The sequence below is a fragment of the Kribbella soli genome (assembly GCF_004331345.1).
Lineage (GTDB): Bacteria > Actinomycetota > Actinomycetes > Propionibacteriales > Kribbellaceae > Kribbella > Kribbella soli.
The window spans coordinates 1,527,835-1,542,875 of the sequence record NZ_SJJZ01000002.1 but is presented as its reverse complement, the minus strand read 5'-3'; the positions used below and the strand labels follow the sequence as shown (position 1 = coordinate 1,542,875).

The following is a 15,041-nucleotide window of genomic DNA, read 5'->3' as shown; positions in this document are numbered from 1 at the left end:
CGATCCCTCCGTGTTCCTCGATGGCCCGCGGAGTGTCGAGCCCATCATCTCGGCGCTCGCCTCGACGGTCCGGACGGCCAGGGCCGGGCCGTCGCCTCCGTGTTGTTCTGCTGGCAGCGATTGGTTTGGGTGGGGAGGAAAGGTACGGCGGTGGGCGTGACACTGAAGAGGTATGTCTACGGAAGCTGTTGCTAATTCGGTGCAGTTGCCGCCGTTGGAGAATCCGAACGAGCGGGCGGCGGTTGGTGCGGAGCTGCAGGTGGTGCTGCAGGATCTGATCGATCTGTCGCTGGTCGGGAAGCAGTTGCACTGGAGTGTGGTCGGGGCGGCCGCTCATGGTCTTCATCTGTTCCTCGATGAGTTGGTGGGGGAGTGGCGCGAATTGGCGGATGTTGTCGCTGAGCGTGCGGTGACCTTGGGTTTCGTACCCGATGGACAGAGCTCGGCAGTGGCGGCTGGGTCGCGGGTCGAACCTGTGGCGGTGCGGTCGCTGGCTGATCACGTAGTGGTCTGGGAGCTGGGTCGGAGGGTGGCGGCGGTGGCTGAGCGGATCCGGGCGCGACTCGAGTCGATCGGGGCCGCGGATCTGGTGACGCAGGACGTACTGGTCAGGGTGGTAGGGGCGTTGGAGAAGCAGCAGTGGCTGTTGCGTGTGCAGCTTGGTGAGAAGGCCTGATGGCTGTCACCAGAGGGTTCGTCGGTCGGCGTACTGCGGATTCTTCGCGAGTACCGCCCGGGCAGTACGTCACGCGGGATTTCCCGGTGTTGTCGGCCGGCCCGACCCCGTATACGCCGTTGGACGCGTGGGACTTCACGATCCGTGGCGGCGTCGACAGGCCGGTCTCGTGGTCGTGGACCGAATTCCAGGCGTTGCCCCACGAGAAGTTCACGGTCGACATCCACTGTGTGACGAAGTGGACGAAGCTGGACATGGCCTGGTCGGGCGTATCTCTCGATACCTTCCTGGACGCGACGCCGACCCAGGCGGCCTATGCCTTGGCGTTCTCCGACGGCGGCTACACCACAAACATTCCGCTGGCGGACCTCCGCGGTGGGAGGGCCTGGGTCGTCGACGAGTACGACGGGCGGCCGCTTGATCCGGAGCATGGCGGGCCGGCGCGACTGCTGGTACCGCACCTGTACTTCTGGAAGAGCGCGAAGTGGATCCGTGGTCTGGACCTGCGCGCCGCAGATCAACCCGGCTTCTGGGAGATGTTCGGCTATCACAACTACGGAGACCCGTGGAAAGAGCAGCGCTACTACGGCGACTGACGTGGCAGACCGGCACGGTGATCTCGACGACCTTCGAGACGCCGCGGGTGAAGACCATCACGCTCGCAGTGCCTGATTGGCGCGGGCATCGTGCAGGTCAGCACCTGGATGTGCGGCTGACAGCACCCGACGGGTATCAGACGGAACGGAGCTATTCGATCGCGACGGCGCCGACGGACGAGTACCTCTCGCTCACCGTCGAGCGACTCGACGACGGCGAGGTTTCGCCTTATCTGGTGGACGAGCTGCGAGCAGGCGATGAGCTCGAGTTCCGTGGCCCGGTCGGCGGACATTTCGTCTGGGACAACGACTTCGGTGGTCCGTTGTTCCTGGTGGCCGGCGGATCTGGATTGGTCCCTCTGCGGTCGATGCTTCGGTATCACCGCGCGATCGGTAGCAGAGTGCCTGTTCGTGTGCTGTGCTCGGCACGCTCGCTCGAGCTGCTGATCTATCGTGAGGAGCTCATGGAGATGGCGACCTACGACCTCGTCGATGTTTCGATCACGTTGACTCGTGAGGCCCCGAGCAGCTGGCGTGGCTATCGCGGACGCATCGACCCGATGCTCTTGAGTATGGCCGGGTGGGCAGCCGATCAGATGCCGCTCACGTATATCTGTGGACCGACCGCGTTCGTCGAGACGGCGGCGGCCGGCTTGGTGGCTTTGGGGTACGACGCGGCGCGGATCCGGACCGAACGCTTCGGCGGGACAGGAGTGTGACGAAGATGGGACCCCTCGACGGCAACGCCATGGCGGGCGTCATGCATGACCTCCTCGCGCGAGACATGACGACCATGGGTTACAAGTGCGCGGGTTGTGGCCGTTCCGGGGTCATGGCGGAGATGGTCGTGTACATGTCAGGACCCGGCACGGTGGGGCGATGCCGGGACTGCGACACGATTCTGCTGATGCTCACCGAAGGCCATGGGATGTACTGCGTCGACTTGCCCGGAATGCCATAGACAGCGCATGGCCGCACCACGTTCACTGTGAAAGGCGCCTGATGACTATCCAGCACCCGCCCGACCCGACCGCCGCCGAGATGGCGATGCATTTACCACCGGCGATCACGAGGTACCTGCGCGAGGCCGATCCCCAGCACAAAGCGAACGCTCACGACCTGCTGGCCGCCTTCGCCGCCGACGCCACCGTGATCGACGACGACGGCACCACCTACACCGGTCACGACGAGATCCACCGCTGGCGGGAGACCGAGACCAGCGAGTACACCTATACGGTCGAGGTCAGCCACGTCGAGAGGTTCGACGACACCCATTACGTCGTCACCCATCACCTGGAGGGTGACTTCCCCGGCGGTGTCGTCGACATCATCTACCGGTTCACCCTCGCCGACGGTCTGATCACCAAGCTCGAGATCGCTCCGTGACTTCGACGCTTCTCATGGGGCACTGCCTCGCCTCATCGCGGTACCGAGGCGAGGCGGGACAGTCCGCTACGGACGAATGCTGATGATCGTCTTGCCCTTGAGCCGCTCGGTCGAGTTGAAGGTGGCGACGGCGTCGTCGAGGGTTGCGACGGTGCCGATGTTCGTCCGCAGCCGTCCGTCACGAACCCGCTGGACGATCTCGGTCAGTTGGGCGCGATCGGCCTCGACGACGAAGTCGATCGCCAGGCCGTCCGCCGGCCGCGCCTCGGGCGGGCCTACGATGGTCACCAGCGTCCCACCGGGTTTGACCCGGGCCGCGGAGCTCTTCTGGATGTCGCCGCCGATGACATCGAACACCAGGTCGACCGGGCCGACGTCGTCCAGCGAGTCGTTGGCGAGGTCAACGAACTCGTTCGCGCCGTAGTCGAGCGCCTTCTCACGGTCGGAGGCGCGTCCGGTTCCGATGACGTAGGCGCCGAACTCGCGGGCGAGCTGGGTCACCATCGTGCCGACTGCGCCGGCCGCGCCGTGGGCGAGGACGCTCTGGCCTGACTGAAGGCGGCCGTGCTGGAACAGTCCCTGCCACGCTGTCAGTCCCGAAATGGGCAGACTCGCGCCTACTGTGAAGTCGACGTCACCCGGGAGCGGCGCGAGGTTGCGGGCCTCGATCGCCACGTACTCGGCCAGCGTGCCGTCGCGATGCCAGTCCGCAAGGCCGAACACCCGCTGACCGACGGACAGTCCCGTCGTGCCATAGCCGAGCGTCGTGACCACGCCGGCCAGTTCGTGCCCAGGGACCGACGGTGATCGGTCACGGTCGGCACGGTCGGTCCAGGTCGAGGGCCACTCAAGCTCGGTCGGGACGTAGCCCGACGCATGAACCTCGACGACGACGTCGTTGATCGCCGCCGGCGGCTTCGGTCGCTCCGCCAGCGTCATCCCGGCCGTTCCTGCTGCCTGGTCCGTCACCACGATCGCCCTCATCAGGCACCTCCTTGTATCCAGTCTTTCGCCTACGCGGCACTTTCGGCTCGTAAGCATTCGCGGCACCGCACACTCGACGTCTTACCACGCGAGGGTCGGGAAATTGTTTCGATGCGGGCCGTAAGATCCGTGCCTGTCCAACCACCAACGGATATCTGGGCAGAGCGCCGACGGACAACCCCAGCTTTCTGATCAACAGGTAGAGGTGAAACATTGACCGGGTGGAGGGAGGGGCTCGAGCGATTCCTCGCCACCGACCCACGCGACGTCGGGTGTGATGAGGCCATGGGCGTTCTACACCTCTATGTCGAGCTACTCGCATCCGGAGTCGACGCTGCCGCGCACTATCCCGGACTGGCGTCGCACCTGGCTGCCTGTGGACCGTGCGCGGAAGATGCTGACGGACTGTTGGCCGCGGTGCGGGACCGGCCGAACTGAGATCGCGGTCACAGCGAGTTCCGCGGAACCCGGGACCAAATCAGCCGCCTGCGATGTTGTTACCGGTGACGGCGCAGCCAGCGACGTCAGAAAGGGAGAAACCGTGTCGCACGACTACAGGAAGACTCCGGAGGCGGTCAGTCGCCTCACCGACAGTCAGTTCCGCGTGACGCAGAAAGACGGGACGGAACCCGCATTCCGGAACGAGTACTGGGACAACCACGAGCCCGGGATCTATGTGGATGTGGTCTCCGGCCAGCCTCTGTTCTCGTCGACCGACAAGTACGACAGCGGTACCGGGTGGCCAAGCTTCACCAAGCCGATCGCGGCGGACGCAGTTCGCACAGTGACGGACAGGACGCTCTGGATGACCCGCACGGAGGCGCGGTCCAGCGGAGCCGATAGCCACCTCGGTCATGTTTTCGATGACGGCCCCGCCGCGGAGGGAGGCCAGCGGTACTGCATGAACTCCGCCGCTCTGCGTTTCATCCCGGTCTCGGAACTGGAGAACCAGGGGTACGGCGAGTATCGGTCGCTGTTCGAGACGGCCGACACGTCCAGCGACATCACGAGCACAGAGGAGCATGCATCATGACCAGTGGAACCGACGACACCGGGCAGGTCACCCGCAATCCCGGCACCGAGACAGCCGTCCTCGCCGGCGGGTGTTTCTGGGGTGTGGAGGACCTCATTCGCCGGCAGCCCGGCGTACTCGAGACGCGTGCCGGGTACACGGGCGGGCAGAACGACCATGCGACGTACCGCAATCATCCCGGGCACGCCGAAGCCGTCGAGATCGTCTTCGACCCGGCGCAGACGACGTACCGCGACGTCCTGGCGTTCTTCTTCCAGATCCACGACCCGTCGACGGTGAACCGTCAGGGCAACGACATCGGCACCAGCTATCGCTCGGCGATCTTTCCGCTCACGCCGGAGCAGGAGAAGGTCGCTCGCGACACGATCGCGGACGTCGACGCGTCGGGTCTGTGGCCGGGCAAGGCCGTGACGACGATCGAGCCTGCGGGTCCGTTCTGGGAGGCCGAGCCGGAGCACCAGGACTACCTGATCAAGTACCCCGCCGGTTACACGTGCCACTTCGCACGCCCGGACTGGGTCCTGCCACGGCGTGCCACCACCGCCTGATCTGACCCCGAGGGTGTGCCCATCGCCGACGCGACGGGCACACCCTCGCTTGTTCCGTGGCGCCGCGGAGATCCTCGCGAGTCGGTAAGCAGGGGCGGATCGGCGGTCACCAATAAGTCGAACGCAGTCGAGCGGGAGAGGGCGGGCGCGATGAGTGAGAAGTTGCAGGGAATCCAAGCCGAAGACGGTGCAGCAGTTGCGGCTGCCGACGTCCCGAAGGCGGTGACGGCAGCGCGGCTCGTGTACGCCGACGGTGCGACTCAGGTCTTCAGGATCGACGGGCGGACGACCTATACCGAACGAGGCGGCGACAGTTCGGGAGAGTGGTACGTCGATGACCAGGGCCGGTTCTGTTCGTTCTGGCCGCCGTCCTATCGAGCCTGTTACGCGCTTCGCTGGATGGTTGAGGCCAGGCGGATCGTCGGACTCCGATTCACCGGGCTCAGTGATGGCGTGACGTTCGAGGGCCGCTACGAACAGCGTCCGCGACCAGGGTCTGCAGAGCGGGAATCACGTCCGTCTCGAACCAGGGGTTCTTTGCCTGCCACCTGAAGTTCAGGGGGGAGGGGTGCACCAGTGGGATCCGGTCCGGAGCGTAGTGCCGATAGGCGCGGACGGTCTCGGTCAGGTTCTTCTTGGCGTTGGTCCCCAGATAGTGCTTCTGGGCGTAGCTCCCGATGAGAACGGTGAGACGAACGGCCGGCATCAACGTCAGGATCCTCGGGTGCCACAGCGACGCGAACTCCTTGCGCGGAGGGAGATCGCCGTGTGAGCCCTTGCCCGGATAGTAGAAGTCCATCGGGAGCAGAGCGATCGTGTCCGGGTCGTAGAACTGAGCCTCGGTGACGCCCAGCCACTGCCGCAGTTTGATGCCGCTGGCGTCGTTCCAGGGGATCTGGCTGTCCTGAGCATGCCGACCGGGCGCCTGGCCGATGACAGCGATCCTCGAGCGCGGCGATGCGGAGTAGATCGGTTCGTACCCACGCTCCGTCGCCCACTCGTTCGAGGCGTGGGCTCTGATCTCGTGGCGTATTGCCTTGAGTTCGTCCATTCGGATCTCCACTCGTCCATGAAGATCGGCGCCGCACCGTGTTTCGCGTTCGCTCATCGACAGGGAGTTCCCTTCTCTTGCCGGGGCCAGATGCCCCGATGCATATTCGTGTCAGATGACCTGGTCGACCTTCCGAGGCTTCTCGAGTTGGCGCCGCCGGACATCCTGAGGTCAGCACAAACAGGACTGGATCGGCCAGTTACTGACTGATCATCCGAACGGCCTGTGAACCACACCGGGATGGCTGTCAAGCCTGCTTCGAGTATGGAGCGAGTGGCATCGCTTGCCGTCGAGTGGACGGCGTCTTGAATGGACGGTATCGTCCATGTTGTTCCACCGTTCGACACAGCGAGGTGCCGGACCTGTGATCACCACGTTCCGCTGATCGCCGGAGATCCATGAAAAGCGAAGGTTCCGAGTCGTTGTCGCAGGTACGGGTCGTCTCCGCGGAGGTGACCCTGGAGAACCGTGCCTGGGTTCGCGACCTGAGTAGCGGTGGAGATCGGCGCGAGCTTGCGAGCCGACGTTTGTACGAGATTCTCCTGCGAGCCGCGAGGGTGGAGGTCGGTCGGCGGGCGGAGAGGCTACGACTCCTCGGACCGGAGTTGGACGATATTGCGCACCAGGCCGCCGCGGACGCCCTACTGGCGATCTGCGGCAAGGTCGCGACGTTCCGCGGTGAGTGCAAGTTCACTACCTGGGCGTACAAGTTCGTGATCTTCGACGTGGCGGCCAAGGTCAACCGGCACTTCTGGCAGCGGGCTGGTGTTGCGTTCGACGAAGAGGATTGGGACCGTCTTCCCGCACGGCTGGGGATCGAGCCGGAGGCGCATGCCGAGAGCCGGGATCTGATGAACGCCGTACATCGAGCCGTCGATGAGAATCTGACGGCGAAGCAACGGATGGTTTTCGTCGCGCTGGTGCTGAACGGGATGCCCACCGACGTGCTCGCTGATCAGCTCGGCGCGACTCACAATGCGATCTACAAGATGATGTTCGATGCCCGCCGGAAGTTACGCGCCGCGTTGGTCGACGCCGGCTACCTGCCGGAGCAGCAGATCGCATGAGCAGTGTCGGCGGACGGGCAGCAGGCGTGCTGCGCCGGGCGCGTCGGTCTAGTCGATGATTAGCGGGCTCGCCCCTTCCAAGGACAGACAGAGGGAGTCGGGCTCTCCTTCAAGGTGCCGATCGTCAGCGCCCGCTACTTGACGATCTCGTCGTAGAAACTGTTGATTCCGTCAACGATCTCGTGCAGGCAGTCCTCTGTCGCGAAGTGTCCGGAATCGAGGCGGACCAGCTTTGCGTCGGGGAGGTCACGCAGATATGCCTCTCCGCCGGCCGGGGTGAAGAAGATGTCTCCCCGGCCCCAGAAGATCAGAGTCTTGGGCTGGTCACGGCGCAGCCGTCGCTGCCAGGCAGGGTATTGGGCTGCGTTCGTCCGGTAGTCGTAGAAGAGATCCAGGTGCACCCTGCGCGCGTTCGGCCGGGCCAGGAAGTGCAGATCGAGGTTCCAGTTGTCCGGGCTGATCTTCGTCGGATCGGGATGGCCGGTCAGGTAGATCGCCTTCACTGTTTCCGGTTCGACCAGTGCCTCGAGCGGCGCCTCGGTCTGGGGGTTGCGGTCGACCCAGAGGACGCGACGAATCCCGTCCCAGATCTCGGTGAACCCCTCTTCGTAGATGTTGGAGTTCTGGATGACCTGCCACTGCAGCCAGTCCGGATGAAGCGAGATCAGTCGGTTCCCGATCTGGCCCCCGTAGTCCTGCATGTACAGCCCCATCGGTCCGGTGAAGTCGATCGCAAGCATCGCCTCGTCGACGATCTCCGCGAGGTGGTCGAAGGTGTAGTCCCACTCCGCAGGATCGGGCATCTCGGTGTTCCCGAAGCCGGGGTAGTCGATCGAGACCAGGTGGAATCTGTCGGCCAGTGCCGGCATCAGGTTCCGGAACTGGTGAGACGAGGAGGGGAATCCGCCGAGCAGCAGGAGTTTCGGTGCTCCGGGCTTACCCGCTTCGCGGTAGAAGACCTCCAGCCCACCGGCGGACACGGTCTGAAAACTCGTCATGGGCTCTCCACACTCATTCCACAGGGACCTGATCGAGCGCGGGCTCGTCGGTGGCATCGTTCGGATCACCTGATCCGTCCGGCGGCCGAGCTCGCACGAGTTGGCCGCCGCGACAGATCGGTTTCTTACCGGCTGTTCCGGCCAGGAACGCTGCTCGGCCGTCAGTTGCGTCCGGCCATCACGCCGCCGTCGACGTTGAGAATCGTCCCGGTGATCCAGCTGGCTTCCGGAGAGAGGAGGAAGACAATTGAGGAGGCGATGTCCTGGGCTGTACCAACCCGTCCCAACGGATGGAAGCCGTCGAATCCCTTCACGGTCGCCTCGAGTTGGTCGGCCGGGATGAAGCCCTCGTACAACGGCGTAGCCACCACCGCGGGAGCCACGGCGTTGACGCGAATGCCGTCGGCCGCCAATTCCATGGCCAGGTTGTGGGTCAGAGCGTGCAGGCCGGCTTTCGCCATCGAGTAGCCGGTCGCCGGCGTCGCCGCCACCGCCTGATGGGCCCACATGCTGCCGATGTTGACGATCGCACCACCAGAGCCGGCCGCCTTCATCCCCCGCACCACCGTCTGGGTCAGGAAGAACGTGGCTCGGTTCAGCTCCAGGTAAGCGTCGTAGTCCTCCTGGCTGTAGTCGAGGAACTCTTTGGGGATGAAGAATCCGGCCGCGTTGACCAGTAGCGTCGCGTCGGCGTGCTCTGCGGCGAGTTGCTCCTGTACGTCTTCTACCTGCTTGCGATCCGCCAGTTCGGCAGTGATCCCCCACGCCTCGCCCTTCTCACCGAGCTCGGCGACTGTCTGGTCGACTTTCGCCTTCTGACGCCCGACGATGACGGCCTGGCCCCCTTGCCCGACAATGTCCGCGGCAGTCTGTCGCCCCATGCCGCTGCTCCCACCGACCACGATGAGCTTGCGGCCTTCGAAATAACCACTCATGAGCTTCCCTCGATCCACGCCGGGCCCGAGTGACCCAGATGTCCCTACTTGTGTGGCGATCGGGGGTTCGGCCTTACTGCTTCCCGGGATCCTGATGAATGTGAGGTGTGTCGGTTCCGCCCGGGGAGCCGGCATCGTCGGGCGTTCCGAACAGATAGTGAGAGAAGGCCGAATGCCGATTCGCGTGCTCCGCCGGCTCGGTCGGAAGTCCGCGTCCTTCCAGTTCGTCCCAGGTCGAGTCGGCGATGCGCCACAGCTGGTGTGCGAATCGTCCGGCGACTCCGGCATGCGGCGAGTTGGGGTGCGGCCGCGTCGGCGAACTCCACTGCCGTTGCGCCAAGGCCCGGGCCAGATCTGTGGCGCCGTCGGCACCATGGAGTCGCTCAAGGCCGGACACGATCCGCGTCTCGGTCGATTCGTGCTCGGCCAGCAGGCGTTCGACCTCCCGCCAGGTCTCGGTTGCACTGAGATTCAGGAAGCGCGCGTCGCCGTACGCCCTGCCTTTGAGCACCCGGAGTGCCTGCTCGAACTGTTTGAGATTGTCGAGCAGGACCCCGGTATCCTCACCGGGCAACATCCTGGCCGCGGAGAGCAGGACATCGGCGACCGCGGCCGCATGCTGTGCGGCAACGGCCGTGAAATGGTCCGTGATGCGACGCCGTTCGAATCCGTCCATGCTCGGGTCCTGAGAACGCGCGGCGAGCTCTCTGAGCCTGGAGTGCTGGGCATGTACGAGCTGCTGCAGTGGGGCGGAGTGGTCCACTTGCTTCTTCTCATCTGCCGCACTCCTGGAGTGCGGATGGATCGGTGGGTGCGACGGATCGAGTACCACGACGTACTGCGGATGGTCTTGCAGGAAACGCTCGACTGCAGGGCAGTAGTTCGTCACCCGGACACCCGTGGCGAGGAGGTCGTCGAGAACTGCCTTGATCAGTGTCGTAGCGAGTCCACGTCCCCGCTGATCGGCCGCGATCTCGGTGTGCCCCAGAACACGCCGCCGGCCGACGACGCGGAAGTCGAGGGTTCCTGCCGTCGTGCCTGCGACGAGTAGCTCGTACCGCCGCAGCTCGCTGTTCTCGACCACGGTCAGCTCGCGCTGGACGTCGTTCACCACGGTCCTCATCAGTTGACCTCGTCGAGTTCCAGCGGCTCGTCGTCGACAACGTGGATCGCGGCTTCTTCGGCGCTCGCGGCGCCTCCGTCGATCCCGACGTCGGCCGCGACCAGCTCTTCTTCGAGATCGAAGTGCGACCCCTCGTCCCCAGCTACCAGACGTCCGGCCCGTTCCCGGCCGACCTCCGGACCGTCGACATACTCCGGCGGCACGGCGTACGGGTCGATATCAGGCTCCTCCTGGGCAAGCCGCTGTTCGAAGGTCTCACCCAGCAACGCCTCCGCCGCAGTCGTGCCGAACCCCTCACCGGCCGACCACTTCTCCGGCGGCGAGTAACCCTCGTCGAGAAGGTCGGGGACACCGCGCCCGTCGAGCGTGTCGGAGAACTGGAGCTGGTCCTCGTCGTCCACGCTGTAGCTGCCGTAATACTCCCGACTGACCTCGCTCATCCGTCCTCCTGCCGACCGGCCGGCGGCGTGCCGGCTCCTCACGGGGTTCGTGTCGGCCACGGCACGCGTACTTACCCGTCGAGCAGGACCAGGGCGATCTGGTGGGTATCCTGCCTTGATGGCGGACCGTTCATCTCCAGAAGCGGCAGCAATCGTTGCTCGGCCCCGATAAGCTCGTTTCGTGCCCGAGACAGTGAACGAGCTCGATCGCCGCCTGACCGCCCGCGGCGCGGCCACGCGAGCCCGGATCGTCGCCGCAGCCGACGAGTTGATGTCTCTCAAGGGTGCCGCAGCGACCACGCTCGACGAGGTGACCGCGGCGAGTGGGACGAGCAAGTCACAGTTCTACCGGCACTTCAGCGACAAGAGTGCCCTGGTCCAGGCAGTGATCGCACTGCGGGGCGGCCGGGTACTCGAGCGTGAGGAGCAGTATCTCCGCAGGGTCGACTCGTTCAGCGGACTGGATCGCTGGTGCCGGGCCATCCTCCAGCGAGTCACGGCGCGTCGTGGGGCGCTCGGCTGTGAACTGGGCTCACTGTCGACCGAGATCTCCGACCAGGACGAGGCAGCACGCGTCGATCTCGAGGCGCACCTGACGTCCTGGATCTCCCTGCTGGCCGGAGCGCTCGAGCGGATGAAGTCGAACGGCGCGCTGTCCAAGGCCGCTGATCCACAAGCGCTGGCGACGGGAATCATGGCTGCTCTCCAGGGTGGGTACGTTCTCGCCCAGGCCGCCCGTGACCCCGGACCGATGCAGGTCGCCCTCGATCTGGCGATGAACTCGGTCCGGGCGTACGCAAAGCCGGCCGGCAAGAAGTAGCACGCTTCCGCAACCGTCCTGGTTACGAGGTCGGGGCAGGCCGGGGCGCGCCGAGGATATCGGCGTACTCCGGGTTCTTCTCGATGAAGCGGCTGACGACGGCGCAGTAGTTCGAGACCGTCACGGACTGCGTGCGGATGTCGTCGAGAGAGCGGCCGACCAGGACCCACGAAAGTCCTCGTCCGCGGAATGTCTGTTCGATGACGGTGTGCGTGATGGACAGGCGCGAGCCGATCAAGTGGTAGACGAGGAGCCCGGCCTGTTGACCATCGACGAGGAGCTCGTAGTACTCGTCGTTTGCGTGGTGGACCACAGTGATCGTCGGAGAAGCCGGCGTGCTGCTGGGTGTTTGCGCAAGGGCCTCCGTGTCGTCGATGGTCAGCAGGTCGGCCAACGGAGCCAGCCAGCCTGTACCGAACGCCTCGGTGGGAAGACTGGCCTGCCAGGTCAGGCTCGATCCCGCGCGATTGCGGAAGTGAAGGACGAGCAGCCAGGCGCCCTCGGCTTGGGGGAGGCCTGCTCCGGCACGCAGTTGCACCCGCACCTTGCTCGGGAGCGAGTTGAGCATCACCGGCTGTGTCCGCAACGGCAGGACCAGGCGCCCTTCTTCCGACCGCACGCTATCCGGGTCGTCCGTCCGTGCGCTGCTCCAGCTGGCCAGCGTCAAGTCGATCTCGGTGTTGCCGAACAAGCCTGCGGTGACGCTGAAGTCGACCGGCGGAGTGCCGGTCATCGTCTGCTCGTCCGGGCCGGTCGAGGACAGCTCGCCACCGGCGAGATAGAAGCCCGTTCCGTCGGGCCTAAGAACCTGATCAGTCATCGCTACTTCCTCTGTGCTGCGCTCTGAACGGACTGCTGAGCTGCTCCGTCCATGAAAGGACTATATAGTCCTCCCTTGGATGGCGCATCGCGGCTACCTTCTTGCCCAAGAAGTTGTCACGAGTACTGATTCTCGGGACGGATCGCGCAAGACTGGCGGCTTGAAGTGGACTGGTTAGCCCTCTTTGCGGCATCGGAGGGGCCGGTGGCGCGGGGAACACCTCGATCGACAGGACGGCGATATGACAGTGATCATCGAGAGCGACCGGCTCATGATTCGGGAGTGGACCGAGGCTGACGCGGACGCCGCCTTGCGGATCTACGGGTCTGCCGAAGTGGCACGATGGCTGGCGCCCGCGATGGACCAGGTCCCGAACAAGGCGACCATGCGCCTGCTGCTCCGCGCGTGGATCGAGGCCGGCAAGAGTCTCGTCGTACCCGCCGGGCGATGGGTGATCGTCAGCAAAGCCGACGGTGCAGTGGTCGGCGGCCTGACGATCGGCTTGTTACCGCCGTACGAGGAAGACTTCGAGATCGGCTGGCAACTCGAACCGGCGGCCTGGGGCCGAGGGTTCGCGACCGAGGCGAGCCAGGCCTTGATGCGCTGGGCGTTCGCAACCGGGACGATCGACGAGTTGTACGCGGTCGCCCGACCGCAGAACCGTCGTGCCTGCGCGACCGCACGGCGTCTCGGGATGGCGTGGGTAGGCGAGACCGACAAGTACTACGGCCTGCTGATGCAGATCTACCGCGTCCGTGCGGCCGAACTCGAGTGAGTGGACGGAGGGTGAATCGATCCGCAGGATCTTGGTGATCGTGCCCTCGCGGGTCCGACCTCGTCGAGCACTCGCCGTACCATGGCGCCGGCGACGCCCTGGTGCTGATGACTCGGCTCGACTTCAGTGTGCCGGAGGGCGTACCGGTTGGGCCTCAGGCGGGTGTAGTAGAGCCATCCGACCAGATCGCCACTCGGTAGAGCTCGAAGCGGCCTTGCTCGGTGTTGTCGATCAGCTCCTCGGCCGCCGACGCCTGTTCTTCGTTGCTCATCAACTCAGCCTTTCACACTATGGGTCTGCGGATTACGTGCGGCGAAGACGGTGAACAGCGTGGCGATAAGGGCGAGTCCACCGTATCCGAGGGAAATTTGTGGCACGGAGATGATGCCGGCGAGCCGGGCGGAGATGAGGCTGGGGACGGTCGCGCCGGTGTAGCTGAGCAGATACACCACCGCAAAGATCGGTGCCCGGTCTGACAGGGTGCTGCCGTACAGCAGACCCCGGACGGCCGCGCTGATGGCGATGCCTTGACTGGCGCCTCCGACGATGGTTGCGGCGATGAACAGCACCAGCGTTCCGGTGGCGATCGCCGTGATGATGCCGATCCACCCGACCAGGAAGGTCATCATTCCGAGGCGTTGCGCTGCTGCCGGTGAGAACCGGCCGCCGATGGGAGCGCCCAGGGCGCTGGGGCCCATGTACGCGGCGAACACCAGGCCGACGATGAGTGAGTTGTCGGTGTGCAGTTGATCCTCTACCAGTGCGGGCACGAAGGCTTGGTAGAAGGCGCCGGTCGCCCAGGTGGCCAGGAACACGGCGGCCGCGACGGGCAGCAGATGCCTGACACGGACCGGTAGGCGAATGCTCGGGCGCAGTGATCGCCAACCACCCGGCGTTGAGATCACGGTCTCGGGGCTGATCGCGACGAGCGCGGCGGACAGCAGGAGCAGGCCGATGACTACCAGGTAGATGAGGTCACGTGGCCACGGCCCGAACTGGACCAAGGCACCGGACGCGATGGCCCCGACGGCCAGACCGAGCATGACTGTCTGGCTGGAAGCAACGGAGGCCAGCCAGGCCGGCCGGGTCGGCGCAGCGTCGACGATGTAGGCGGTGAGGGTGCTGCTTCCCAGCCCGGCGCCGAGGCCCATCAGGAGCCGTCCGGCAATCAGGATGCCGATGTCGTGCACGTTCAAGAGCAGCAGGCACGCCAGTACGAGCAGTCCGAGGCCGGCGATCGCGAGCGGCCGTCGGCCAACGTGATTGGACAGTCGTCCCAGGACCAACAGTGTGCTGAGAGTCGCGGCGGAGTAAGCGACGACGGTCAGCGAGACGTCGGCGTTGGTGAGCCCTTCCTCGGCGCGGTAGATGTTGAAAAGCGGGATCGTCGACCCCACAGCGGCGAACGTCGCCACCAGGGCGATCACCGCGGAGACGAACGCCAGGGTGAGCGTCCTGTCCCGGTGGTGCAGATTGATCACGGGTGCCACGTCGTGCATCGAGCCACGCCTCTCTCCAGATCGATTGCCCCGCGCCACGCAGTACCGCCATGGCGTCCTGGTACCTGTGATCAGCGTCGATCCCGTCGTGCTGTCTTACCGGCAGCTCCACCCCGATCCGAGCGGTCGACGAGCCGAATGCGGCGTACGAGTGTCCCTCCGGTGAACGCGACGGACCCTTGCGGGGCGCAGGTCAGCACCACCTGCTCGGTATCGGGGCCGGCGAGCAGTTCGCGGCAGAAACCTGAGGACGCCGAGTAGGAAACCACCTGATCTTGTGATTCGCGCGC

Annotated in this window: 19 protein-coding genes; 10 read left to right on the top strand and 9 right to left on the bottom strand. The window is 65.2% G+C overall.

Features of this window, described 5'->3' with window-relative positions:
• The first annotated feature begins 172 nt into the window (after window positions 1–172).
• The 5 genes from E0H45_RS21410 to E0H45_RS21390 are packed head-to-tail and all read left to right on the top strand — an operon-like array spanning window position 173 to window position 2,658.
• A complete protein-coding gene (locus E0H45_RS21410; protein ID WP_131339871.1) occupies window positions 173–676 on the top strand; it encodes a Dps family protein in 504 nt (167 codons plus the stop codon).
• A complete protein-coding gene (locus E0H45_RS21405; protein WP_238155129.1) occupies window positions 676–1,272 on the top strand; it encodes a sulfite oxidase-like oxidoreductase in 597 nt (198 codons plus the stop codon). The genes E0H45_RS21410 and E0H45_RS21405 overlap by 1 nt, the downstream gene beginning before the upstream one ends.
• Window positions 1,242–1,991: a ferredoxin reductase gene (locus E0H45_RS21400; RefSeq protein ID WP_131339867.1), complete on the top strand. Its 750-nt coding sequence runs from the start codon at window positions 1,242–1,244 to the stop codon at window positions 1,989–1,991. Before E0H45_RS21405 ends, E0H45_RS21400 begins: the two co-directional genes overlap by 31 nt.
• A gap of 5 nt (window positions 1,992–1,996) precedes the next feature.
• Window positions 1,997–2,233: a DUF6510 family protein gene (locus E0H45_RS43885; RefSeq protein WP_131340683.1), complete on the top strand. Its 237-nt coding sequence runs from the start codon at window positions 1,997–1,999 to the stop codon at window positions 2,231–2,233.
• A gap of 41 nt (window positions 2,234–2,274) precedes the next feature.
• Window positions 2,275–2,658 carry a DUF4440 domain-containing protein gene (locus E0H45_RS21390; RefSeq protein ID WP_131339865.1) on the top strand — a complete coding sequence of 128 codons (384 nt, stop codon included), beginning with the start codon at window positions 2,275–2,277 and terminating at the stop codon, window positions 2,656–2,658.
• Between the two features lie 66 nt (window positions 2,659–2,724).
• Here E0H45_RS21390 and E0H45_RS21385 read toward each other — a convergent pair whose 3' ends face one another.
• Entirely contained in the window at window positions 2,725–3,642 is a 918-nt protein-coding gene (locus tag E0H45_RS21385) for an NADP-dependent oxidoreductase (protein WP_131339863.1), read from the bottom strand.
• Between the two features lie 541 nt (window positions 3,643–4,183).
• Between E0H45_RS21385 and msrB the strand changes: the two genes are divergently transcribed.
• Together msrB and msrA are read left to right on the top strand one after the other, a co-directional pair.
• On the top strand, window positions 4,184–4,675 hold the full coding sequence (gene msrB / locus E0H45_RS21375) for a peptide-methionine (R)-S-oxide reductase MsrB (protein WP_131339859.1): 492 nt from the start codon (window positions 4,184–4,186) through the stop codon (window positions 4,673–4,675).
• Window positions 4,672–5,223: a peptide-methionine (S)-S-oxide reductase MsrA gene (gene msrA / locus E0H45_RS21370; RefSeq protein ID WP_131339857.1), complete on the top strand. Its 552-nt coding sequence runs from the start codon at window positions 4,672–4,674 to the stop codon at window positions 5,221–5,223. The genes msrB and msrA overlap by 4 nt, the downstream gene beginning before the upstream one ends.
• A 442-nt stretch (window positions 5,224–5,665) precedes the next feature.
• Here the strand turns inward: msrA and E0H45_RS21360 are convergent, their stop codons facing one another.
• Window positions 5,666–6,274: a uracil-DNA glycosylase family protein gene (locus E0H45_RS21360; protein ID WP_131339855.1), complete on the bottom strand. Its 609-nt coding sequence runs from the start codon at window positions 6,272–6,274 to the stop codon at window positions 5,666–5,668.
• A gap of 398 nt (window positions 6,275–6,672) precedes the next feature.
• Between E0H45_RS21360 and E0H45_RS21355 the strand changes: the two genes are divergently transcribed.
• Entirely contained in the window at window positions 6,673–7,341 is a 669-nt protein-coding gene (locus tag E0H45_RS21355) for a sigma-70 family RNA polymerase sigma factor (RefSeq protein WP_202872426.1), read from the top strand.
• 134 nt (window positions 7,342–7,475) lie between these two features.
• Here the strand turns inward: E0H45_RS21355 and E0H45_RS21350 are convergent, their stop codons facing one another.
• From E0H45_RS21350 to E0H45_RS21335, 4 genes are all read right to left on the bottom strand, one after another.
• The gene (locus E0H45_RS21350; protein WP_202872425.1) at window positions 7,476–8,339 is read right to left on the bottom strand and encodes an alpha/beta fold hydrolase; all 864 of its coding nucleotides are present in this window, start codon (window positions 8,337–8,339) and stop codon (window positions 7,476–7,478) included.
• Window positions 8,340–8,500: 161 nt separating this feature from the next.
• The gene (locus E0H45_RS21345) at window positions 8,501–9,292 is read right to left on the bottom strand and encodes an SDR family NAD(P)-dependent oxidoreductase (protein ID WP_238155127.1); all 792 of its coding nucleotides are present in this window, start codon (window positions 9,290–9,292) and stop codon (window positions 8,501–8,503) included.
• 55 nt (window positions 9,293–9,347) lie between these two features.
• Window positions 9,348–10,397 (bottom strand): GNAT family N-acetyltransferase, encoded by a 1,050-nt coding sequence (locus E0H45_RS21340; protein ID WP_131339852.1) that lies wholly within the window; start codon window positions 10,395–10,397, stop codon window positions 9,348–9,350.
• The gene (locus E0H45_RS21335) at window positions 10,397–10,837 is read right to left on the bottom strand and encodes a DUF5709 domain-containing protein (protein ID WP_131339850.1); all 441 of its coding nucleotides are present in this window, start codon (window positions 10,835–10,837) and stop codon (window positions 10,397–10,399) included. Before E0H45_RS21335 ends, E0H45_RS21340 begins: the two co-directional genes overlap by 1 nt.
• Window positions 10,838–11,018: 181 nt before the next feature.
• Between E0H45_RS21335 and E0H45_RS21330 the strand changes: the two genes are divergently transcribed.
• A complete protein-coding gene (locus E0H45_RS21330; RefSeq protein WP_202872424.1) occupies window positions 11,019–11,657 on the top strand; it encodes a TetR/AcrR family transcriptional regulator in 639 nt (212 codons plus the stop codon).
• Window positions 11,658–11,679: 22 nt separating this feature from the next.
• On the opposite strand, the gene E0H45_RS21325 is transcribed toward E0H45_RS21330, so the two are convergent.
• The gene (locus E0H45_RS21325) at window positions 11,680–12,477 is read right to left on the bottom strand and encodes a GNAT family N-acetyltransferase (protein ID WP_131339847.1); all 798 of its coding nucleotides are present in this window, start codon (window positions 12,475–12,477) and stop codon (window positions 11,680–11,682) included.
• A gap of 241 nt (window positions 12,478–12,718) precedes the next feature.
• Here E0H45_RS21325 and E0H45_RS21320 point away from each other — a divergent pair, with 241 nt between their 5' ends.
• On the top strand, window positions 12,719–13,252 hold the full coding sequence (locus tag E0H45_RS21320) for a GNAT family N-acetyltransferase (protein ID WP_131339845.1): 534 nt from the start codon (window positions 12,719–12,721) through the stop codon (window positions 13,250–13,252).
• On the opposite strand, the gene E0H45_RS43880 is transcribed toward E0H45_RS21320, so the two are convergent.
• Both E0H45_RS43880 and E0H45_RS21310 read right to left on the bottom strand, forming a co-directional pair.
• A complete protein-coding gene (locus E0H45_RS43880; RefSeq protein WP_420323343.1) occupies window positions 13,222–13,410 on the bottom strand; it encodes a GNAT family N-acetyltransferase in 189 nt (62 codons plus the stop codon). The two genes, E0H45_RS21320 and E0H45_RS43880, sit on opposite strands and share 31 nt — an antisense overlap.
• Window positions 13,411–13,527: 117 nt before the next feature.
• Window positions 13,528–14,751, bottom strand: coding sequence for an MFS transporter (locus tag E0H45_RS21310; RefSeq protein WP_131339843.1), 1,224 nt, complete (start codon window positions 14,749–14,751; stop codon window positions 13,528–13,530).
• Window positions 14,752–15,041: the final 290 nt, after the last annotated feature.